20 protein-coding genes are annotated in these 20,711 nt (G+C 71.3%); 4 read left to right on the forward strand and 16 right to left on the reverse strand.

Annotation, left to right across the window (positions count from 1 at the left end; translation table 11 throughout):
- Window positions 1–141: 141 nt before the first annotated feature.
- Both OG823_RS08010 and OG823_RS08015 read right to left on the reverse strand, forming a co-directional pair.
- Window positions 142–1,323 (reverse strand): pyridoxal phosphate-dependent aminotransferase, encoded by a 1,182-nt coding sequence (locus tag OG823_RS08010; protein WP_371478703.1) that lies wholly within the window; start codon window positions 1,321–1,323, stop codon window positions 142–144.
- Between the two features lie 84 nt (window positions 1,324–1,407).
- Window positions 1,408–1,992, reverse strand: coding sequence for a cysteine hydrolase family protein (locus OG823_RS08015; RefSeq protein ID WP_371478704.1), 585 nt, complete (start codon window positions 1,990–1,992; stop codon window positions 1,408–1,410).
- A gap of 342 nt (window positions 1,993–2,334) precedes the next feature.
- On the opposite strand from OG823_RS08015, the gene OG823_RS08020 reads away from it, so the two are divergent.
- A complete protein-coding gene (locus tag OG823_RS08020; RefSeq protein ID WP_371478705.1) occupies window positions 2,335–4,257 on the forward strand; it encodes an FAD/NAD(P)-binding protein in 1,923 nt (640 codons plus the stop codon).
- A gap of 35 nt (window positions 4,258–4,292) precedes the next feature.
- Here the strand turns inward: OG823_RS08020 and OG823_RS08025 are convergent, their stop codons facing one another.
- The 3 genes from OG823_RS08025 to leuC all read right to left on the reverse strand — a co-directional run bounded on the left by OG823_RS08025 (window position 4,293) and on the right by leuC (window position 7,415).
- Window positions 4,293–5,297 (reverse strand): LysR family transcriptional regulator, encoded by a 1,005-nt coding sequence (locus OG823_RS08025; RefSeq protein ID WP_371478707.1) that lies wholly within the window; start codon window positions 5,295–5,297, stop codon window positions 4,293–4,295.
- A gap of 104 nt (window positions 5,298–5,401) precedes the next feature.
- A complete protein-coding gene (leuD, locus tag OG823_RS08030; RefSeq protein ID WP_371478708.1) occupies window positions 5,402–5,992 on the reverse strand; it encodes a 3-isopropylmalate dehydratase small subunit in 591 nt (196 codons plus the stop codon).
- A gap of 22 nt (window positions 5,993–6,014) precedes the next feature.
- Entirely contained in the window at window positions 6,015–7,415 is a 1,401-nt protein-coding gene (leuC, locus tag OG823_RS08035) for a 3-isopropylmalate dehydratase large subunit (RefSeq protein WP_371478709.1), read from the reverse strand.
- Window positions 7,416–7,634: 219 nt separating this feature from the next.
- On the opposite strand from leuC, the gene OG823_RS08040 reads away from it, so the two are divergent.
- On the forward strand, window positions 7,635–8,327 hold the full coding sequence (locus OG823_RS08040; RefSeq protein WP_371478711.1) for a response regulator transcription factor: 693 nt from the start codon (window positions 7,635–7,637) through the stop codon (window positions 8,325–8,327).
- Window positions 8,328–8,394: 67 nt separating this feature from the next.
- On the opposite strand, the gene OG823_RS08045 is transcribed toward OG823_RS08040, so the two are convergent.
- The 10 genes from OG823_RS08045 to OG823_RS08090 all read right to left on the reverse strand — a co-directional run bounded on the left by OG823_RS08045 (window position 8,395) and on the right by OG823_RS08090 (window position 17,830).
- Window positions 8,395–8,787 carry a cupin domain-containing protein gene (locus OG823_RS08045; RefSeq protein WP_371478712.1) on the reverse strand — a complete coding sequence of 131 codons (393 nt, stop codon included), beginning with the start codon at window positions 8,785–8,787 and terminating at the stop codon, window positions 8,395–8,397.
- Window positions 8,788–8,881: 94 nt separating this feature from the next.
- Window positions 8,882–9,943 carry an ornithine cyclodeaminase family protein gene (locus OG823_RS08050; protein WP_371478714.1) on the reverse strand — a complete coding sequence of 354 codons (1,062 nt, stop codon included), beginning with the start codon at window positions 9,941–9,943 and terminating at the stop codon, window positions 8,882–8,884.
- Window positions 9,940–10,653, reverse strand: a complete 714-nt coding sequence (locus tag OG823_RS08055; RefSeq protein ID WP_371478715.1) for a hypothetical protein — start codon at window positions 10,651–10,653, stop codon at window positions 9,940–9,942. Before OG823_RS08055 ends, OG823_RS08050 begins: the two co-directional genes overlap by 4 nt.
- Window positions 10,654–10,749: 96 nt before the next feature.
- Complete coding sequence (locus tag OG823_RS08060) at window positions 10,750–11,739, reverse strand: branched-chain amino acid transaminase (protein ID WP_371478716.1); 990 nt, start codon at window positions 11,737–11,739, stop codon at window positions 10,750–10,752.
- A complete protein-coding gene (locus OG823_RS08065; RefSeq protein WP_371478718.1) occupies window positions 11,736–13,163 on the reverse strand; it encodes a phenylacetate--CoA ligase family protein in 1,428 nt (475 codons plus the stop codon). Before OG823_RS08065 ends, OG823_RS08060 begins: the two co-directional genes overlap by 4 nt.
- An 85-nt stretch (window positions 13,164–13,248) precedes the next feature.
- Complete coding sequence (locus tag OG823_RS08070) at window positions 13,249–13,671, reverse strand: DUF2000 domain-containing protein (protein ID WP_371478719.1); 423 nt, start codon at window positions 13,669–13,671, stop codon at window positions 13,249–13,251.
- Window positions 13,672–13,710: 39 nt separating this feature from the next.
- A complete protein-coding gene (locus OG823_RS08075) occupies window positions 13,711–14,031 on the reverse strand; it encodes a Dabb family protein (RefSeq protein WP_371478721.1) in 321 nt (106 codons plus the stop codon).
- A gap of 40 nt (window positions 14,032–14,071) precedes the next feature.
- The gene (locus OG823_RS08080) at window positions 14,072–15,256 is read right to left on the reverse strand and encodes a LeuA family protein (RefSeq protein ID WP_371478722.1); all 1,185 of its coding nucleotides are present in this window, start codon (window positions 15,254–15,256) and stop codon (window positions 14,072–14,074) included.
- Window positions 15,257–15,375: 119 nt separating this feature from the next.
- Window positions 15,376–16,650: an MFS transporter gene (locus OG823_RS08085; protein ID WP_371478724.1), complete on the reverse strand. Its 1,275-nt coding sequence runs from the start codon at window positions 16,648–16,650 to the stop codon at window positions 15,376–15,378.
- A gap of 172 nt (window positions 16,651–16,822) precedes the next feature.
- Window positions 16,823–17,830 carry a TauD/TfdA family dioxygenase gene (locus tag OG823_RS08090; protein WP_371478725.1) on the reverse strand — a complete coding sequence of 336 codons (1,008 nt, stop codon included), beginning with the start codon at window positions 17,828–17,830 and terminating at the stop codon, window positions 16,823–16,825.
- 229 nt (window positions 17,831–18,059) lie between these two features.
- Between OG823_RS08090 and OG823_RS08095 the strand changes: the two genes are divergently transcribed.
- Together OG823_RS08095 and gap are read left to right on the forward strand one after the other, a co-directional pair.
- On the forward strand, window positions 18,060–18,653 hold the full coding sequence (locus tag OG823_RS08095; RefSeq protein WP_371478726.1) for a TetR/AcrR family transcriptional regulator: 594 nt from the start codon (window positions 18,060–18,062) through the stop codon (window positions 18,651–18,653).
- 134 nt (window positions 18,654–18,787) lie between these two features.
- Entirely contained in the window at window positions 18,788–19,789 is a 1,002-nt protein-coding gene (gap, locus tag OG823_RS08100) for a type I glyceraldehyde-3-phosphate dehydrogenase (RefSeq protein ID WP_371478728.1), read from the forward strand.
- A 93-nt stretch (window positions 19,790–19,882) separates the two neighbouring features.
- Here the strand turns inward: gap and OG823_RS08105 are convergent, their stop codons facing one another.
- Entirely contained in the window at window positions 19,883–20,623 is a 741-nt protein-coding gene (locus OG823_RS08105; RefSeq protein WP_371478730.1) for a response regulator transcription factor, read from the reverse strand.
- Window positions 20,624–20,711: the final 88 nt, after the last annotated feature.

Genomic DNA, 20,711 nt, shown 5'->3' on the forward strand with positions numbered 1-20,711 from the left:
GGTCGCCCAGCGCCCGGGACGCTTCGGCCGGTGGGAGACCCGGGTGGTGGGGCCCGGCCGGTGGGAGAGTCGGGTGGTGAGGGAGTCGGATGGTGGGAGAGTCGGGTGGTGGGAGATCGGACCGGACCGGCCTCCGGCCGCTCAGCCGCTCGCGGCCAGGGCGGCGCCGATCCGGTCGAGGGCCTCGCCGATCACCTCACGGGAGGTCGCGAAGGACAGTCGCACATGGCCCTCCCCGCCCGGCCCGAAGGCGGTGCCGGGGGTGAGCGCCACCCCCGTCTCGGCGAGCACCCAGGCCGCGAACGCCTCCGCGTCCGGCAGCCGGGTGCCCCGGATGTCGGCGAAGGCGTAGAACGCGCCCTCGGGCGCCGAGCAGGTGACGCCCGGCAGGGCGTTGAGGCCGTCGACGACGAGCTTGCGGCGGGCTCCGTACTCCTGCACCATCTCCCGGACGGCGTCGGCGCCCCGGGTGAGCGCCGCCACCCCACCGGCCTGGACGAAGCCGGACGCGCAACTCACCGTGTGCTCCTGTGCCTTGAGCACCTCGCGGATGACGTCGGTCGGCCCGCTGACCCAGCCGAGACGCCAGCCCGTCATCGCGTACGCCTTGGAGAACCCGTTGACCGTCAGCGTCCGCTCGGCCGCTCCGGGCAGCGCGCCCAGGCTGATGTGCTCGGCGCCGTCGAAGAGGATCTTCTCGTAGATCTCGTCCGCCACGATGAACAGGTCGTGCTCGACCGCGAACGACAGGACCGTACGGGCCTCCTCCGCGCTCAGCACCCGGCCGGTGGGGTTGTTCGGCGTGTTGACCAGGATCGCCTTGGTGCGCGCGGTGACGGCCGCCTCCAGCGCCCTCCGGGTGATCCGGAAGCCGTCCGCCGCCTTGAGCGGCGCGGAGACCGGACGGGCGCCGACGAGGTGCGCCATCGAGGAGTAACTGACCCAGCTGGGCGTGGGGATGACCAGTTCGTCGCCCGGATCCAGGATCGTCATCAGCGCGATGAACAGGGCGTGCTTGGCCGACGGGGTGACCACCACGTCGGTCGCGGGGTTGAGCACGATGCCGTTCTCGGTGCGCAGCTTCTCGCCGATGGCCTCCAGCAGCGCGGGCACCCCGCGGCTCGGCGTGTAGTGGGTGGCGCCCTGCTCCAGCGCGCCGGTGGCCGCGGCGACGATGTGGTCGGCGGTGGCGAAGTCCGGCTCGCCGCCACCGAGGTCGAGGATGGGCCTGCCCTGCTTGCGCAGGGTCTGCACCATCTCGAAGAGGGCCACGGTGGCGGACCTCTCGATGCCGGCGAAGCGGCCGGCGACTGTGCGCTTCACTGCCCTGGTCCCCCGTAGGTGGGTTGTCGTCGGTGATGTGTGGCAGACCGGGCCCGGCGTGCCCTCGGGCCCCGGGCCGCCGGTTCAGGCCGGCAGGGCCTCGTCGACCGTGGTGACCTTCGCGGTACGGGCGATCAGCTTCAGCGCCGCCTGCTGAAGTTCGTCGTCGGCGGTCGCGGTGACGTCCTCCAGGACCTCCACGCGGTAGTCGCGGTCGTGGCCCTCGCGGGCGGTGGACAGCACGACCAGATCCGTGGTGACCCCGGTCAGCAGCAGGGTGTTGACGTCGAGGTTGCGCAGCAGCAGGTCCAGGTGGGTGCCGAGGAAGGGGTTGACCCGTCGCTTGGCGATGACCGGCTCGCCCTCGGCGGGCGCGAGCGAGCTGTGCACCTCGGTGGCCCAGGTGCCGAGTTCGAGCCGCTTGTCCTCGCGGACGCCCTCGAAAAGGTCCGAGCTGTCCGAAAGGTCCGCGTAGCCCGGGGAGAAGCCGACCACCACGTAGATGACCGGAATTCCCGCCGCGCGGGCCCGGGAAATCGCCGTCGCGGCGTTTTCGAGGACGTTGCGCTCGGTGGCCTGCTGGAAGTACCCGTCGCCGGCGTATTTTCCGTCCGGGTGAATGAGTTCGTTGATCAGGTCGAGAATGAGAAGTGCCGGCCGTCGACCCATGGGTGCTCCAAAAGATGGATGGAAACGGTTGCCGCCACGGCTCGGAGCTGCTCGCCCCTTCCTACGGCTCCATCCATCATGCACACCAACTCTCGCTGTTTCAACAGACTCTGTCAGGTTGTGAATACTTCCGAAAACACATGAGGAGAATTGATCCGGATCATGCGGGGAACGCCGTTGAACGGCTTCAGCACCCCGATTAAGGTCGTCAACGCCACACGTGTTGCATGCCGCACACGGTGTTGAGCGGCGGGTGACACGGCCCCGCACCTTCTCCGAACCGAACCTTCCCGCACCATTTCGCATTTCCCGGAAGTTCACCCACCGACAGCGGAGGCTGATGTGACGGACGTGGAAGACACCGAGGAGCGCCACCGGGACACGCCCCACCGGATAGCCGTCGTCGGCAGCGGCCCGCGCGGGCTCAGTGTGGCCGAGCGGCTCGGGGCCCGGCTCGCGGCCCGCCCCGGCGGCCGCCCGGTCGAGATCCATCTGATCGACTCGTTCGCCGTCGGCACCGGCCGGGTCTGGCGCACCGAGCAGCCCGACTGGTTCCTGATGAACACGGTCGCCGGCCAGATCTCGGCCTACTCCGGCCTCCCCGACGACGGCCCCGCCCGGCCCGGCGCGGGCCCCTCCCTGGCGGAGTGGTGGCGCACGGTCGACCCCGAGGCGGTCGACGCCGACGGCTACGCGCCGCGCGCCGTCTACGGCGGCTACATGCGCTTCATCCTCGACTCGGTGATCGCGGCGCTGCCCGCCGACTGCAAGCTCCACGAGGTCACCGCGACCGTACGGGATCTGGAGCCCGCCCCGGACGGCTACCGGCTCCGCTTCACCGACGGCGACGAACTGACCGTCGACCGGGTCGTGCTGACCACCGGGCACTCCCAGCCGGAGCTGACGGCGGGGCAGCGCGAACTCGCGACGTTCGCCGCGGGGCGCCCCGGCCTGCGCTACTTCCCCGGGGACTCGGCCGCGGACATGCCGTTGGACGACATCCCCGCCGGATCCTCGGTGGGCGTGCTCGGCCTCGGCCTCTCCTTCTACGACGTGATGGCCGCCCTCACCATCGGCCGGGGCGGTGCGTTCACCGAGCTGCCCGACGGCCGGCTGGCCTACCGCGCGAGCGGACGGGAGCCGAAGCTGATCGCGGGCTCGCGCAGCGGGATGCCGCTGCCGGCCCGCGGCCGCAACCAGAAGGCCACGACGCACTCCTACCGTCCGGTGCTGTTCACCGCCGAGCGGATCGCGCTCGCCCTCACCGGCCAGAAGATCGACTTCCGCTCCCAGGTGCTGCCGTGGCTGGTGGCCGAGGTGGACCTGGTCTACTACGCGACCGCGCTGCGCCGCCGGCACGGGGTCGCGGCTGCGGCCGACTTCACCGCCGAGGTCGCCCAGGCCGCCGAAGCCGGTCACCCCCCGATCCGGGCGATCGCCGCCCGGTACGGGGTCGCCGACCTGCCGCCGATCGACCTCGACCGTCTCGCCCGCCCGTTCGCCGGTCAGGACTTCCCCGACCCCGAGACCTTCCGATCTGCCCTCCAGGACGCCATCCGAGCGGACCTCGCCCACGCGGCCGAGGGCAATGTGGACTCCCCCCTGAAGGCCGCCCTCGACGTGCTGCGCGACACCCGCACGATCATCCGGACCTTCGTCGACTGGGCCGCGCTGGCCCCCGCCTCGCACCGGGACGACTTCCTGGGCTGGTACGTCCCGCGCAGCGCCTTCCTCGCCGCCGGCCCGCCGATGGCCCGGCTCGCCCAGGTCTCCGCGCTGATCGACTGCGGCCTGCTGCGGATCATCGGTCCCGAGATCCGCTTCTCGGCCGATCCGGCGCAGGGCCGCTTCCAGGTCGCCTCGCCGCGCGTCGGCGGCGCGGTCGAACCGGTGGAGACCGTGATCGACGCCCGCATCCCGGCGCCCGACCTGGACGCGGACATCTCGCCGCTCACCCGCCGGCTGCGCGAGCGCGGCATCTGGACCTGCTACGTCAACGCCGACGGGGTCGAGCAGTTCCGTACCGGCGGCGTCGCCGTCACCAAGTCGCCGTACCACCCGATCGGCGCCGACGGGCTGCCGGACACCGGGCTGTACGTCCTGGGCATCCCGACCGAGCACACCCGGTGGTTCATGCAGGCCGGCAGCAGCCGGCCGGGGATGTGGAGCGACTTCGTCTACGACGCGGACGACATCGCCGAGCACTCCCTCGCCCCCGCGCTCGCCGATCCCCGCAGTCCGGCGGCCGAGCTGGCCATGAGCTGAGGCCGCGGCGCGGGTGCCGGCGCCCTCGGTGCCGGCTACGGGTGACGCCCGGCGCCCGCGCCCTCGGAGCGGTCGGGCTGTCCGGGTGGCGCGGGCTCTGCGGGTGGCGCGACCCGGGCGCTCGGCCCGGCCCGCGCCACCCGCTCCTGCGGAGCGACCGGGCGTACCCACTCGCCGCGCCGGGCGAGGTCCAGGGCGAGCGAGATGAACGCCTCCACCGGCGGGGAGTTCCGGGCGCCCATCCGGACCCCGATCGCCAGATGCCGCATCGCCACCGGGGTCAGCGGCAGCACGCACAGCTCCGGCGTGTTCGGCGGCAGCGCCAGCGCCGGCACCACGGTGACCCCGTGGCCCTCGGCGACCATCGCCAGCAGCACGTTGAGGTCGCGGACCCGGTGGGAGACCGCCGGCTCCAACCCGGCGGTGCGGAACAGCTGGCTGACCACGCTCTCCACCCCGCCCATCGGCATGATGATCGGCTCCTCCGCCAACTGCCGGAGGCTGACGGCGGGTTCGTCCATCAGCCGGTGCGTGCGCGGGAGGACGGCGCAGAACTCGTCCTGGAGCAGGGGGACGGTCGTGAGCTCCTTCTTCGGCAGCGCGACGATACCGACGTCGATGGTGTGGCTGCGCAGCCAGTGGGCGATCTGCGAGTCGGCGCCCTCTTGCAGGGCGATGGTGAACTGCGGGTAGGCGGAGTGGAACTCGGTCATCAGCCGGGGCAGCAGCCGGGCCGCGAAGCTCTCGCTGGTGCCGATCCGCAGGGTGCCGCCCTGCCCCTGGCGCAGGCTGTCGGCCTCCTGGCGCATCTGCTCCACGTGCAGGACCACGACCCGGGCGTGCCCGAGGATGCGCAGCCCAGCGTCCGTGAACTCCACGCCCCCGCGGTCGCGTCTCATGAGCGCGACCCCCAGCTCGGTCTCCAGTCCCGCGATGGCATGGCTGACGGCCGACTGGCTCACGTTGAGCACGCGGGCGGCGGCGGTGAAGCTGCCGGTGTCGGCGATGGTGACCAGGGCGGCGAACTGGGAAAGCTTCATGGGCACTCACACTGTCGGACGGAGCGGGCCCCGCGCACAACCGGTGCGCGGGGCCCAGGGGTTGTCAACGGCCCGCGGGGACGGACCGAGGCGGCGGGTCGCGGTCAGCGGCTCGTGGAGGGCAGCGCCGGGCGCCGGCCGCGCTCGTACGCGGCGATCTCGTCCGCGAAGCGCAGGGTGTCCGCCACCGGGTCGAGCCCGGACAGGAAGCGCCGGCGGGCGTCCTCGTCCAGGGTAAACGGCTGGACCACGTCGTCGAAGCGCACCTCCAGCCGCTCCAGGTCGGCGGTGATCAGCAGGCCCGGGTCCTCCTCGATCCGCTGCCAGAGCGACTCCACGACCTCGGTCGGGACCTCCACGGTCAACAGGCCGCGCATCAGCGAGTTGCCGCGGAAGATGTCCCCGTAGCGGGGGGCGATCACGACCCGGAAGCCGAAGCGCTGGAGCGCCCAGACCGCGGACTCCCGGGAGGAGCCGGTGGCGAAGTCGGTGCCGGCCACCAGCACCGTCGCCCCCTGGTGCTCGGGGAGGTTGAGCACGAAGGCCGGGTCGTCGCGCCAGTCGGCGAAGAGGATGTTGGTGTGCCCGGTCCAGCTGAAGTACGGCACGAAGCGGGCCGGGGTGATCTGGTCGGTGTCGACGTTGCTCCGGCGCAGCGGGACCGCTGTGCCGGTGTGCACGGTGAACTTCTCCATGACGGTGGTCCTCGGCTGTCGGCTAGAGGTCGGCGGGGGAGGCGAGGCGGCCGAGCACGGCGCTGGCGGCGGCGACCGGCGGCGACACGAGGTGGGTGCGGGCGCCCTTGCCCTGCCGGCCCTCGAAGTTGCGGTTGCTGGTGGAGGCCGCGCGCTGGCCCGGCAGCAGCCGGTCCTCGTTGAGCGCGGCGCACATCGAGCAGCCGGCGGCCGGACGGAAGTCCGCGCCGGCCTGTTCGAAGATCCGGTCCAGCCCCTCGGCCACCGCCTGCCGGCGGACCGGCGCGGAGCCGGGGACGATCAGCAGGTGCAGGCCGTCCGCGACCCGGCGGCCCTTGAGGACCTCGGCCACCTCGCGCAGATCCTCGATCCGGCCGTTGGTGCAGGAGCCGACGAAGACCGTGTCCAGCGCGAGATCCCGCATGGCGGTGCCCGGCTTGAGACCCATGTACTCCAATGCCCGCTCGGCGGCGTGCCGTTGCTGGACGTCCTCGAAGTCGGCGGGGGCCGGCACCCGGCCGTCCAGCGGCAGGCTCTGTCCGGGGTTGTTGCCCCAGGAGACGTACGGGCTGAGCCCGTCGGCGTCGATCACGACCTCCTTGTCGAAGACCGCGTCGTCGTCGGTGCGCAGCGAGCGCCAGTAGGCCGACTCGGCCTCCCACTCGGCGCCCTGGAGCATCCCGGGACGGGTCCTGAGATACTCGACGGTGGTCTCGTCGGGCGCGACCAGCCCGGCCCGCGAGCCGGCCTCGACGGACATGTTGCACAGGGTCATCCGACCCTCCATCGACAGGGCGCTGACCGCCTCGCCGCGGTACTCGATCACATGGCCCTGTCCACCGGCCGTCCCGATCCGCGAGATCAGGGCCAGGCAGACGTCCTTGGCGGTGACGCCCGGCGGCAGGGCGCCGCGGATCGTCACGGCCATGTCCTTCAGCCTGCGCATCAGCAGGGTCTGGGTGGCCAGGACGTGCTCCACCTGGGCCGTCCCGATGCCGAAGGCGACCGCGCCGAAGGCCCCCAGCGTGGTGGTGTGCGAGTCGCAGCAGACGATCGTCATGCCCGGCCGGACGATCCCGAGTTCGGGCCCGATCACGTGCACGATGCCCTGGTCGTCGTCGCCGAGCCGGTGCAGCTTGATGCCGAACTCGTCGCAGTTCTGCCGCATCAGCGTGGTCTGCCGGCGGCCGGCCGGATCCTGGATCACCTTGTCGATCGCGACGGTCGGCGTGTTGTGGTCCTCGGTGCCGACCGTCAGGTCGGGCCGTCGGACCGTGCGCCCTGCCGCCCGCAGCGCGTCGAAGGCGAACGGGGTGTTCACCTCGTGCAGCAACTGCAGGTCGACGTAGAGCAGGTCGTCACCGGCCTCGCTCCGGCGGACCGTGTGTGCATCCCAGATCTTTTGCGCCAAGGTCGAACTCACGGGTCTCCCGCTCTCCTACCGGCACCCGGTGGACGCTGGCCTGACCAGCCAGATCCCCGCTGCCAACTGGTCCGCACAGCCCGCCAAGGCTGTGCTCGACTATACTGATGATGTTCATTCAGCAAGAGGGTTTGTCTCACATCGCGAACGCTGCGAAGGCGGAACGGCCGGGCTGGCGCCCAGGTGCCGTCTCGGGCGTTCGGGACAACGGGGGTAGCTGTGCTCACTCGTGTGGGTCCGGGCAACCGGATCGCCGACGCTCCACCGCCGGAGCGGGTCGTCCGGATCCTGCTCGCCGACCACGACCCCATCTCGCGGCACGTCCTCGGGAGCGCCCTGCGGACGACCGCCGGGGTGCAGGTCGCCATCGTGGACGTGAACGCCCCGCTCACCGACTGGCCGCTGGACCGCACCGACCTCGCGGTGCTGTCGGTCGGCTTCGAGCGTGAGTGCCAGATCGTCGAGCGGCTGACCGCGGCGAGAGTCCGGGTGCTGCTGGCCGGGGTCCGCTGGACCCGGCAGCGCCTGGACGCGGCGCTGGGCTCCGGAGTGGCGGGGTGCGTGGTGAAGAGCCACCGGGTCGACCAGCTGGTCACCGCGGTCCTCACCACGGCGGCCGGCCACACCGTCCTCAGCCCGGAGCTGCACCGCCTGGTCTCACCGCCGGGCCCGGGCGCGCCGGCCTCGGCGGCTCTTCCCGTCCAGGGCCAGTTGCTGAAACTGCTGACCGACCGGGAGCTGGAGGTGGTCCACCTCTTCATCAAGGGGCTCTCCACCACCGAGGTCGCCACCGCCCTGCATGTCGCGCCCGCCACCGTCAAGAGCCATGTCTCGCACATGCTCGGCAAGTTGGGTGCGCGCAACCGGCTCGAGGCGGTGCTGCTGGTGCAGCAGGCGCTGGAGGCGGCCTAGGCCGTGGCGGCCGGGTACGGGCGGCGGACGCCGCTCGGCGCGCGCCACCCGTGCCCCACGGCGGGGATCAGACCGGCTGGACCGGACGCTCCCAGACGGCCAGGCCGATGCAACCGTGCGGGCTGCGCGGCGCGTGCACGCTGCCGGGGCGCATCATGAGCAGGCTGTTCGGCCCGTACACGCCGTCGTCCGTCTCCAGCTCGCCGCTGATCACGTAGATCAGCTCGTAGCCGGGGTGCAGGTGCGGCTTGGCGGTCCCGCCGGGCAGGTAGCGGACGATCGCCGCGGCGGGGCCGTCCGCGCCGGTCTCGGCGGTGCTGTAGAGGCGGTGGATCTCGACGCTCGCCCGGCCGTCGGTCACCAGCGGCTCGAAGACGATCTCCTGCTCGGTGAACGGCTCGCCCACGAGGCCGGTGAAGAGGGACGGGATCAACCCGGAGAGCTGCTCGGCAGTGGTCATGCGCTGTCTCCTCGATCAGTGATGTGCGGGACGGGATGGGGCTCGTGCGGTGGCCGGGGCGGTGCCGCGGCCCCGGCCGGGGTGGGGTCGGGCCTCAGACGGCGGGGCTCCACCAGGTGTCCCCGGTCGCACCCGTGTCGCGCTCGGCGGCGCACCTGGCCACCGTGACACCGGCCGCGACGTCCTGGACGGCCAGGCCGAGCGAGAGGTAGACGGTGATCTCGTCCGCGCTGCGCCGGCCCTCGGCCGTGCCGCGCAGGACCGCGCCCAGCTCGGCACGGGGGTGGTCCACCGGGATCAGGCCCTCGCCGACCGGGACGAGCAGCTCGGACGCCTCACCGGCGGCGGCGTCCCGGCTGTCCAGGAACACCGCCGCGCCCGCGACCAGCGCGGAGGACAGCTCCCGGGCACCCGGCTGACAGGCGCCAACCGCGTTGACGTGCGCGCCCGGCGCGAGATCGGCGAGGTCGAGCACCGGCTCCCGCGCGGAGGTCGTGGTGCACACCAGGGCGGCCGACGCGGTCGCCTCCCGCACCGAGTCGCAGACCGTCACGGGCAGGCCGTGCACCTCGGTGATCCAGGCGGCGAACTCCCGCGCCCGGTCGGCGTTGCGGGCCCAGACGGAGACCTGGCGGACCGGCCGCACCGCGAGCATCGCGCCGACGTGGGCGCGGGCCTGGGCGCCGGCGCCGATCACCGCGAGGGTGTCGGCGTCCGGCCGGGCCAGCGCCGCCGTCGCGACCGCGGAGACCGCGGCGGTCCGCAGCTCGGTGATGACGCTCGCGGGCATCACCGCGACCGGCAGCCCGGTGTCGGGGGCGAACACGGTGACCGTCCCGACATGGGTGTCGAGCCCGCGCGCCGGATTGTCCGCCCGTACCACCACGCTCTTGATGCCGAACCAGTAGCGGCCCTCCACCGGCACGTGGGCCGGCATCGAGCCGAACAGGCCCGGGTCCGCACCGTCCCGCGCGGGCGGCCGCAGCACGGTCCTGACCGGCTGGGTCACCTCGCCGGCCGAGAAGGCCGCCATCACCTCGCGCAGCACCGGAAGCGCGACGGAGACCGGGAACAGCTCCCGGACCTCCTGCTCCGGGACGAACCGCGGCGCGTGCTCGGCGCCGCTGTGCGTGCGGGCCGGGGCCGGCGCGCTCACGCCGTGCTCCGCAGGACGGCGCCGACCGGCACCGGGCCCGCCTGCTGCTCGTCCGAGCGCTGCTGGCCGATGCGCTGCTGGCCCAGGCGCTGCTCGCCCACCAGGTCGGCGCGGGTGAAGGCGGACCAGACCATCCGGATCGGGCGGGTCCGGGAGATGAACTCCAGGCCGTTCAGGCGGGCGGCGGGCGCGGTGGTCAGCGCGAGGTCGACCTCACCGGCGCGGACCGCGGCGGCGGCGGCGCTGGTCGAGTTGACCAGCACCAGCGAGTCCAGCTCGTACTCGGCCGGGAGCAGCTGCGCGACGATCGGCTTGGGCGCCGGGTGGGTCGCCACCCGCACCAGGCGAGGGACCTCGACGCCCGGGGCCGCCACCAGACCGTAGTGCGGGGTGTCCTTGATGAAGACCGCGGCGAGCCGCAGGTCGGGGTTCATGTAGAAGGCCGCGATGTCGGCGTAGGCGTTGGCGACCAGGAGAAGGTCGGCCTCGCCCTCCGCGAGGGTGGCGGCCGCCTCCTCGTACCGGTCGTGGAGCCGGAGCCGGGTGTCGTGGCCCCTGGCCCGCAGGTGCCCCCGGAAGAAGCGGGAGGCCTCCTCGCTGCTGGTGCCCGCCGGGCCCAGGGTGGCGATGGTGAGGTCTCTGCCGGCCGGGATCTGGGACAGCGCGCTGTCCGTTATCTGATAGCTCTGGGCCGTGTCGTGTCGTGCCACCTCGAACACTGTTCTCTCATTTCGTGTCAACTGGCGCGGAATGTGCGGACAGGTGGGGTCTGGCGAACGCGAGTGGGAGGAGGGTGCGACCGCCGGTCAGCGGCCGGACGCCTCGACGAGGAGCTCCTCGGGGGCCGCCTCGGGTGCGACGTGCACGGGCGTGAGCCAGTGGCCGTACGCGGGCAGCGCACCCCGGACCGCCTGCTCGTAGACCTCCCGGACCCTGGCGGTGACCGGACCGACCGACCCGTCACCGATCGGGCGGCCGTCGAGTTCGACCACGGGCACGACCTCGCAGCCGGTTCCGGTGAGGAAGATCTCGTCCGCCGCGTAGAGCTCGGAGCGCGTCACCGCCCTCTCCTCGGTGGCGAGTTCCAGCTCGCGGCCGAGGATCTCGCAGACCGCCGCGCGGGTGATCCCGAGCAGGATGTCGGCGTCCGCCGACGGCGTCGCCACCCGGCCGTCGCGCACCACGAAGATGTTGGCGGTGCTGGCCTCGGCGACCTGGCCCTGCTGGTTGAGGAAGATCGCGTCGTCGTAGCCGGCGGCGGTCACCTGGTCGACGGCCAGGGCGCTGTTGGCGTACGCCCCGGTGATCTTGGCCCGGGCCGGCAGCGAACTGTCCGGCACCCGGCGCCAGGAGGTGATCCCGGCGCGGATCCCGCTCTGCCGGGTGTAGGCGCCCATCGGCAGGGCCAGGATGCTCAGCGCCGTGGAGACGCCGCGCAGCCGCACCCCGAACGGGGTGCCCGGCTCCAGTGCCAGCTTGTAGGCGAGCGGACGGATGTAGACGTCGGTCCGCAGCTCGTTGCGGCGGATCAGCTCCTCGGTGATCGCGACCAGCTCGTCCACCGACTCGGTGACGTCCAGGCGCAGCAGCCGGGCCGAGTCGTGCAGCCGGCGGTAGTGCTCGGCGCCCTTGAGCAGGTGCGCCACCCCGGCATCCGCGTCCCAGTAGGCCCGGATGCCCTCGAAGACGCCGGTTCCGTAGTGCAGCGCCTGGACGGAGGCGGACAGCCGGAGCTCCCCGGCCCGGACGAACTCGCCCTGGTGGTAGACCCAGCGGCGCTCGGCCTCGGTGCTCATCGGTCCCCCCGGGCGGCCACGATCGCCAGTGCCGCCTGCCGCTCCGGGTCGACCACGCTCTGGCGCAGGTCGTGCACCCGTGCGGCCTTCCAACTGACCATCGCCCCGGTGGCGGTGACTCCGCCGGGCCGGCCGTACGACACCTCCAGCGGGCAGCCCCAGGCCAGCTGCGCGGCCTCGGCGAGCGCGGCGGCGCGGGCCTCCTGGCCGTCCGGCGCGCCGGCGGGGATCTCCAGCTTCACCGCGAGCGTGTCCACGGAGGCGACCCGGTCGATGGTGATCTGGTAGTCCAGCACGCCCGCGGTGTGCGAGAGCACGGTGTGCTCCAGCTCGTAGGCGCTGACCCGGTGCCCGTTGAGGTCGATCAGGTCCCGCACCCGGCCGAGCGGCAGCATGACCTCGGAGGGGTAGGCGTCCTGCTCCCCCGCGGCGCTGAGCCGCACCATGTCGCCGGTCCGGTAGCGCACCAGGGGCTTGCTGCCCTGGTAGAGGTGGGTGAGCACGAGTTCGCCCTCGCGCACCCCCTCGTGCGTCGGCGCGGCCTCACCGGTCTCGGGGTCGACGACCTCGTAGAGCACGTTGAGCGGCAGGGTGCGCAGCCGGCCGTCGGCGTGCACGGCGCCGAGCACCGAGGCCTCCTGGGAGGCGTACAGGCAGTTGTACGCCGTCGCACCCCAGATGCTGCCGATGTTGGCGAGCAGGCCGGGGGTGGCGAGTTCGCCGGTGAACATGAAGGCCCGGACGCCGAAGTCCTTGCGCGGGTCGAGTCCGGCCTCGATCGCCTCCCGGGCGAGCGAGATGGCGACGTTGGGCGCGCAGAACACCACACTGATCGACAGCTCGCGCATCACCTCCAGGGCCCGCTTGGTCCCGATGACGGGCGAGCGCGGCCACATCTTGGCCACCGCGTGACCCAGGTTGCGGCAGACGTCGCCGAAGGTGTCACCGGTGGAGTGCAGTTCGCTCGGGCCCATCACGCCGACCACGTGGTCCTCGCCGTGCTGGCGGAACACCTCGTCGTAGCAGATGGTGAGGGCGGTGTTGTTGACCAGGCTGTCGACGTTGTCCCGGGGGCAGGGCGTGGCCCGCCCGGTGGTGCCGGTGGTCTCGTAGAAGATCCAGGCGTCGGAGACCGGCTTGGAGAGCATGTTGTGCAGCTCCCGGCGCAGGTCGTCCTTGGTGGTGAAGGGTATCCGGGCCAGCGACTCGGGGGTCAGCGCCTCGATGTCGGCGTCGTCCAGGGCGCTCAGGTGCTCCCGGTAGAAGGGTGAGCCCTCCTTGACGTATCTGAGGGTCTCGCGCAGGAGGGCGAACTGACGCTCGTGGAGCTCCTGCGCGCCCCAGCCGCCGCCGTCGAACCGCCGGTGGTCGGCGAGCGTCTGCCGGGCGAACGCGTCCAGCTTGTCGTCGAAGAGAGTAAACACTGATCCCCGCTCAATGGTGAGTGTGACAGTGGTGGAACGCGGTGCCGTGGTCGGGACCACGGCACCGCGTGGTGCCGCACCGCGCCTAGCGCACCAGCGGAAGGCTGCCGGTCAGGCGGTTGAGCTGCTTCTTCGGGCCGAAGATCCCCACCGAGGTGTAGGTGAGGTCGGCCGAGGGGGTGGCCCCCATCCGCTCGATGTACTCGTCGTAGGTGCGGCAGGACTGGGCGAGGTCGCTGAAGCCGACCACCGTCAGTTCCGCGTCACGGCCGGCCTCGGCGACGATCTCGGCGATCCGCTCGGCGGGAGCCTTGAGGATCGGCACCGGGATCAGGACGATCCCGGCGTGCACCGTGCCGTCGGCGTCCTTGACGTCCGGGCCCACGAGCTCGGGCACCCGCTGGCCGAGCGTCAGCGTCGCGACGGCGGCGGCGTTGACGGTCAGTCCGGTCGGGAGGTCTTCGCGGACCACGACTACGCACTTGCTGCCGGTGAGGTCAATCGTCATGTTCGGTCTCTCACTTGCTGTATCGGTGATGGTCGGCCGTCATCCCCGGGCGGGGATCACGGCTGCCGGATGGGGAAAGTCCACGACGTTCCACTCGGCGAGTTCCCGCCAGAGCGCCACCCCGCGCTGGTGGTCGGGGTGTTCGAGATAGCGGGTGACGGCGGCCGGGTCGGCGAATCCGCCGATGAGCGCGAAGTCGTAGGCGACCGGTCGGTCGACCTCGTTCCTGCCGCACTCCCAGCTCAGTATCTCGGGAATGAACTCCGGATGCCGCCGGGTCGCCTCCTCCGCCACCTGGGCGCGCGGGTCGCTCCAGGTCACACCCTCACGGAACTTGAAGAGCACGACATGGCGGATCACGGCCGACCCCCTCGACGAACGCTGTTCGAACGGTGGGCCATCAGCCGACCAACGCCGGTGTCTGGCTGCGCAGTTGGTCGGCGAGGCGGTCACGGACCACGTCGAGCTCCTCGCAGTCGCCGCCGGCACGCTCCGCGATGTGGACCCGGTACAGCTCGCCGAGCTGCTCGTCGTCGACCTCGATGCCGAGCTGGTCCAGCAGGTGGCGCAGCACGGTGCGGCCGGAGTGACGGCCGATCAGCAGCGTGCGCTCGCGGCCGAACCGGGCCGGCTCGACGTACTCGTAGGTGGCCGGGTTGTTCAGCATGCCGGCCTGGTGGATGCCCGCCGCGGTGCTGAACGCGTAGGTGCCGAAGATCGGCTTGTTGCGCGGCTCCTCCAGCCCGATCACCGCGCGCAGGGCGGTGTACGCGTCGTACATGGCCGCCGTGTCGATGTCGGTGTAGAGGCCGAGCGCGTCCTGCTTGTAGAGCAGCAGCGCGGCGAGCTCCTCCAGTGCCGTGTTCCCGGCCCGCTCGCCGATGCCGCCGAGGGTCGCCTGCACCTGGTCGGCGCCGGCCTGCAGCCCGGCCACGGCGTTGACCAGCGAGAGGCCGAAGTCGTCGTGGCAGTGGGTGGAGATCGGGATCTCGGCCGGTGCCCAGCCGCGGATCTTGGCGATCAGCGCGCCGTACTCGTCGGGCGTGGTGCAGCCCGAGGTGTCGGCGATGATGATCCGGCTGGCGCCGGCGTCGACCGCGCTCTCGGTGATGGCGCGCAGCAGTTCGTCGTCGCTGCGGCTGGCGTCCTCGATGCCGACCGACACCCGGTCCACGCCGAGCGACAGGGCGTACCTGGTGGTGTCGACGACCTCCTCGACGCACTGCTTCCTGGTGATCCCCCGCTTGTACTCCAGGTGCAGGTTGCTGCCGGTGGCCATCAGCTGCACCTCGTGGTTCGCGGTGCCGCCGGCGCGGACCGCGACCTCCACGTCCCGCCGCACGGAGCGGCAGAACGTGGCGAACCGGGAGGTGGTCAGGGCCTCGGAGATCAGCCGGGTGGCCTCGAACTCGCTGGGCGAGGAGGCGGGGAAACCGGCCTCCACGCAGTCGACGCCGAGGGCCTCGATCCGCAGGGCCAGGTCGAGCTTCTGGTGCGGGAGCATCCCGTTGGCGGGGGCCTGCTCACCGTCGCGGAGGGTCGTGTCGAAGATCGTGACGCGACGAGCTGCTGGCTTGCTGTCCATGGCGTTCCCTACTGTTCCGGCCGCACGCATGTGTCGGCTACCGATTCCAGGGGTTTTGCTGAGACGTGCGGGTGAGGGTTGTGCGCTGCTGAGGGTCGTCCTGACGGGGCGGGGGCGGCTCAGCTCCTGGCGGTGCGGACCGCTCCGGGCGAGAGCAGCACGGCGGCGAGCGGGATGACCGCGATGATCGCCCAGACCACCGTCCAGGAGAAGGCGTGCTCGACCACCGGGACGAGCATCGGGGTGAGGAAGGCGCCGGTGAACACGGTGGTGTTCTCCAGTCCGAGCGCGGTGCCGGCCCGGTTGGCACCGGCCATCGAGGCGATCTCGGTGTAGGCGACGCCGTGCCAGGCGTTGGCCAGCAGGCCGGCGAGGGCGAGCGCCGCGGCGACGACCAGCGTCGGCGCGCTCGTGAGGATCGCGGCGGCGGCCATCACCACGCCGGTCAGCAGACCGATGATCCGGATGACGCGGCGCCGGTTCCCGTGCTTGTCGGTGTAGCGGCCGCTCCAGATGCGGGCCGCCGCGCCACCGACCTGGGCGACCAGGACGGTGGGGACGATCACACCGAGGCCGGCGTGCTTGGCGTCGTGCAGGTACACGCCGGCCGCCGCGAGCACCGCGATCTGCGGGACGGTCAGCATGCCGCCGGACAGTGCCATCCGCCAGATGTCCCAGCGCCGCAGCGGGGAGGGGCCGGCGACCGGTGCCGGGGCCCCGGCCGCGCCGCCCGCGGGAGCGTGGTCCTGCGGCTGGTGGAGCCAGATCGCGGTCGCTCCGGCGGCGAGGAAGCAGAGCAGCGCCAGCACGATGAAGACCACGCGGAAGCCGTACGTCACCGCCAGCCACGGCAGGACCGCGGTGCCGATGGCGCCACCGGCCGGGACGGCGGTCTGCCGGATGCTCATCGCGAAACCGCGCTGTCCCTCACGGAACCACGCCATCACCGCGCGCCCCGAGGAGCCGTTGACGCTGCCGCCGAACGCTCCGACCAGCAGCAGTCCGATCACCAGCAGCGCCGGATGCGGCACCGAGCCGCCGCTCGGCACCACCGCGACGCCCATCAGTGCGAGCACCACGCCGGTGGCGATCAGCCCGGTGAGCAGGACACGGCGCTCACCGAAGCGGTCCGTCCAGATGCCCCAGAGGATCTCGGAGGCGGCGATGCCCAGCGAGATGCTGCCGAGGACGATGCCCAGCGTGCCGTTGGTCAGGTGGTAGTCGGCGCGCATCGTCGTCCCGGTGACCGGGATGCCCGAGAAGGAGGCCGAGAAGCTCGCCTGGGCGGCACAGCCGATACCGAGCACCGTCCAGCGGTGGTTGGGGCCGAAGCGGGACCGGGCGGGCTTCGCCGGGGCCGACTCGTCCTGGGACGTGGCGGGTGAGACGGACATGCTGAGAACTCCTTGGTGGATCACCGCCGCGCCGGTGTTCCACGGCGCGGGGAGGGCGGGCGGCTTGAGGGACGAGGGTTGCCCGCGGGATGTTCGTGAAGGCGCCGCGTCACGGGCCGGCCGGGCCGGATCTGCTCCGGCCGCGGGACGGTGGCCGGCCCGTGACGCCCGGTCAGTCGCCGACCCGGCCGGGAATGCCGTCGACCCAGCGGTGCTCGTGCCGGTCGGCGGCGGCCTGGTCGCGGAACGCGTAGGTCTTGAGCAGCCAGCGGGTCCGGGCCACGGCCGGGTCGTTGATCTCCATCTTGTCGCGGCTGTGCATGCCGTCCTGGTTGGCGAAGGTGAACAGGTCGCCGTCGTGGAGGCGGTGACGGACCTTGTCCGACCAGATGATCGCGTTGCGCAGCGCCAGGATCGCGTCCTTGGCCTCGACGGGGCTGCCGGGCGCGTCCTTGGTGTGGGTGTCGAGGTAGCGGAAGCTGTGGTGGTTCTCCAGGATGGCGTGCCGGTCCGAGTCGGTCAGCGCGTCGTTGTTGTCCTTGGAGAACACGTCGTAGGGGGTGATGAAGTACGGTCGGCGGAGAATCTCCTGCTGCTCCTCGGTGAGGTGCTCCAGCAGGGTGCGGCCGTCCACGAAGCTGGTGTAGACGTACTCGTTCTCCGGGCAGCGCATGCCGAGGAGCGTGATGAAGTCCGCCCGGACCGGGTGCGCGGTGCGCTCGTTGTGGTAGACGAGCTCGCCGTCGCTGAAGCCGGTCTGCTTGCCGCTGTAGCGGTTGATCGCGATCACGTCGGTGAAGAAGTCGCCCCGGAAGCGGGTGCTGTAGGCGAGCAGCGGGGTCTGCACCAGCTGCCCGAACAGCTCCAGCAGCGCCTCGCTGACGAAGGTCTTCTTCTTCTTGTACTTGTCCAGCGTCGGGTCCTCCTGGTCGAGGACCGGGATCACCGCGTCGATGGGGCAGTTGCGCAGGGCGTGGGCGTCGGAGAAACCGCTCTCGCGCTCCTTGCGGATGCTGGTGCAGACGTCCGTGAAGAAGGCCGGCACGTCGCCGCGGTCCACCAGGTCGGTGACCGCGAGGGCGAAGGCCGGGTAGTCCTCGTAGGGGTCCTTCCCCACGGAATCCAGGACGGTGTAGAGCAAATCCCGCTCGCTGTCGGTGAGCACGAAGAACGGTTTCATGATCTACCTCTCCAGGAATGGTGGGCCGCGGGTCCGGACTCAGCATGATCGAACCCCTCAACCCGGTCATCACCCGATGGTGGATGTTGTGTCCACCCCTCGTCCCAGGGTGGAGTCCCACCTACTCCAAAGGAGGGCCAGACCTTCGAAACGCTCATACTCGGCATGAATTCTGCTCATGCAACGGATAAGCGTTGATTCTGTACCTAGTGATATGTAGGGTCCTGCCATGAGTAGTCGCGAGGTGCTGATTTCCGCCACCACCGAGCTGTTGTGGGACAACGGCTGCGCGGCCACCAGCCCGGCAATGATCCAGAAAAGGGCGGGAGTCGGCCAAGGCAGCATGTACCACCACTTCTCGGGCAAGCCGGCCCTGGTCAGTGCGGCCATCAGCCGCCGGGCCGACCAGCTGAGACAGGAGGCGGAGTCCGCTCTGCACGGCGAAGGGTCCGCGATGGAGCGCATCCACGCCTACCTGGACCTCCAGCGCGATCCGCTGCGAGGTTGCATGCTGGGCAAGCTCGGCCAGGAAAGCGACGTACTCGCGGACGAGGTGAACGCCCGGGTAATTTCCGGATACTTCACCTGGATCGAACATGAACTCACGGATCTGTTGAAATCCGCTGCGAGCGGTGGACGAATCCGCCCCGGCACTGATGTCGCGGGAGCGGCTAGTCTTCTGGTCTGCGGCATACAGGGCGCTTATGTCCTGGCACGTTCCCAGCAGGACCCGGCGGTTTTCCACCGCGCTATCGCCGGAATCAAGCAGGCCGTCGGAGCACTCCTGATCGACACTCCGAAAGCCGACCCTCGCTCCGTATGACCGAAGCAGTCGGAAACACATCCCCACCATCACCGGTGACGAGCCGGACGAATTCAGCGGGCGGCTTCGAGGACGAAGAGGCCCCTGGTCCGCGCACGCAGCCGGAGCAATCCCACAGCGAGAGAGACTCGATCATGACGATCAAGGTTGGTATCAACGGGTTCGGCCGCATCGGCCGCAGCTTCTTCCGGGCCGCCCTGGAGCGCGGCAGTGACCTGGAGATCGTGGCGGTCAACGACCTCACGAACGCGGCGACCCTCGCTCACCTGCTGAAGTACGACAGCACGGTGGGCATCCTCAACCGCGAGGTCAAGGTGGTCGACGGCGCGATCGTCGTCGACGGCCGCAGCGTCCGGGTCACCGCCGAGCGCGACCCGGCCAAGCTCGACTGGGAGGCGGTCGGCGTCGACGTCGTCATCGAGGCGACCGGCATCTTCACCGACGGCGAGAAGGCCAAGGCGCACCTCACCGCCGGTGCCCGCAAGGTCATCATCTCCGCGCCGGCCTCCAACGAGGACCTCACCCTCGCCATCGGCGTCAACGACGACCTGTACGACCCGGCCGTGCACAACATCGTGTCCAACGCCTCGTGCACCACGAACTGCCTCGCGCCGCTCGCCAAGGTGCTGGACGAGACCATCGGCATCGAGCACGGCCTGATGACCACCATCCACGCGTACACCCAGGACCAGAACCTCCTGGACGCCCCGCACTCGGACCTGCGCCGGGCGCGCAGCGCCGCGGTCAACATCATCCCGACCAGCACCGGTGCGGCCAAGGCGATCGGCCTGGTGCTGCCGAACCTGGACGGCAAGCTGGCCGGCTACTCGCTGCGCATCCCGGTCCCGACCGGCTCGCTGGCCGACCTGACCGTGACGGTCAGCCGGGAGACCACCGTCGAGGAGGTCAACCGGATCTTCGCCGAGGCCGCGCAGGGCCCGCTGGGCCGCGTCATGCGCTACACCGAGGACCCGATCGTCTCCAGCGACATCGTCACCGACCCGTCGTCCTGCATCTTCGACGCGGGCCTGACCAAGGTCGTCGCGGGCACCCAGGTGACCATCGTCGGCTGGTACGACAACGAGTGGGGCTTCTCCAACCGCCTGGTGGACACCGCCACCCTGGTCGGCAGCTGACCCCTCCCGAGGCCGCCGGCTCCTCGGGCGCTCCGGCGCCCGGGGGCCGGTGACCCGGTACCGGACGGTCCTCGGCCCGTCCGGTGGACGGGCTCAGCCCGGGCAGTCCCGCTGGGACTGCGGGGGCGAGGCGCCCAGCGCACGCTGCACGGCCAGCACCGCCTCCAACCGGTTGCGGACTCCCAGCTTGGTCAGGACATGCGAGACATGACTCTTCACCGTCGCCGGCGAGACGTGCAGCAACTCCGCGGTCTCCGCGGTGGACAGGCCGTGCGCGAGCGCGGTCAGCACCTCCCGCTCGCGATCGGTGATCCGGCTCAGGACCTCGTCCGGGGAGAGTTCGTCGATCGTCGCCGCGGAGGCCGCGCCGGGCTGACGGCTCGTCCGCGTCAGGGACAGGGCGGCCAGTTCCGGGGAGAGCACCCGGTAGCCGGCGCCCACTCCGTGCACCGCGGCGGAGAGGTCCCGGGTGTCGAGGTTCTTGACCAGGCAGCCGCCGGCACCGGCCGCGAAGGCGGCGTCCAGCCGCTCGGCGGTCCAGCCGACCGCGATCAGCAGCACCTGGACGCCCCGGGCGACCACCTCCCGGACGGTTCGGCCCGGGTCCTGCTGGAACGAGGTGGAGAGGATCACCACGCCCACGCCGGACAACGGCCATTCCGACGGAGGCCGGTGACTGTCCACACCGCCGACGATGCTTAATCTGCTGTCCTGCCCCAGGACCCCGACCAGGAAATGTCGGGCGATCGGGTCATGGTCGGCGACCAGCACCGATCTGAAGTATTGCGTGATATCGCCGGAGGGCCGGTTGCCGTCGATTGCCTGAGTGCTCACTACTACTCCGTGGGGTGCGAAACCGACGAGTATCACTGTGCGACAGAGGCAGGCGACCCTGGCTGGCCTTCCCGATCATCCGGACAGA

Source organism: Kitasatospora sp. NBC_00315, from assembly GCF_041435095.1.
In the GTDB taxonomy this organism is placed as follows: domain Bacteria; phylum Actinomycetota; class Actinomycetes; order Streptomycetales; family Streptomycetaceae; genus Kitasatospora.

Excerpts from the sequence above, each read along its gene's own strand:
- OG823_RS08015 (WP_371478704.1), bottom strand. The coding sequence starts at position 1,992 with ATGGGTCGACGGCCGGCACTTCTCATTCTCGACCTGATCAACGAACTC.
- OG823_RS08025 (WP_371478707.1), bottom strand. The coding sequence starts at position 5,297 with ATGAAGCTTTCCCAGTTCGCCGCCCTGGTCACCATCGCCGACACCGGC.
- leuD (WP_371478708.1), bottom strand. The coding sequence starts at position 5,992 with ATGGAGAAGTTCACCGTGCACACCGGCACAGCGGTCCCGCTGCGCCGG.
- OG823_RS08045 (WP_371478712.1), bottom strand. The coding sequence starts at position 8,787 with ATGACCACTGCCGAGCAGCTCTCCGGGTTGATCCCGTCCCTCTTCACC.
- OG823_RS08060 (WP_371478716.1), bottom strand. The coding sequence starts at position 11,739 with ATGAGCACCGAGGCCGAGCGCCGCTGGGTCTACCACCAGGGCGAGTTC.
- OG823_RS08070 (WP_371478719.1), bottom strand. The coding sequence starts at position 13,671 with ATGACGATTGACCTCACCGGCAGCAAGTGCGTAGTCGTGGTCCGCGAA.
- OG823_RS08080 (WP_371478722.1), bottom strand. The coding sequence starts at position 15,256 with ATGGACAGCAAGCCAGCAGCTCGTCGCGTCACGATCTTCGACACGACC.
- OG823_RS08085 (WP_371478724.1), bottom strand. The coding sequence starts at position 16,650 with ATGTCCGTCTCACCCGCCACGTCCCAGGACGAGTCGGCCCCGGCGAAG.
- OG823_RS08090 (WP_371478725.1), bottom strand. The coding sequence starts at position 17,830 with ATGAAACCGTTCTTCGTGCTCACCGACAGCGAGCGGGATTTGCTCTAC.
- OG823_RS08095 (WP_371478726.1), top strand. The coding sequence starts at position 18,060 with ATGAGTAGTCGCGAGGTGCTGATTTCCGCCACCACCGAGCTGTTGTGG.
- gap (WP_371478728.1), top strand. The coding sequence starts at position 18,788 with ATGACGATCAAGGTTGGTATCAACGGGTTCGGCCGCATCGGCCGCAGC.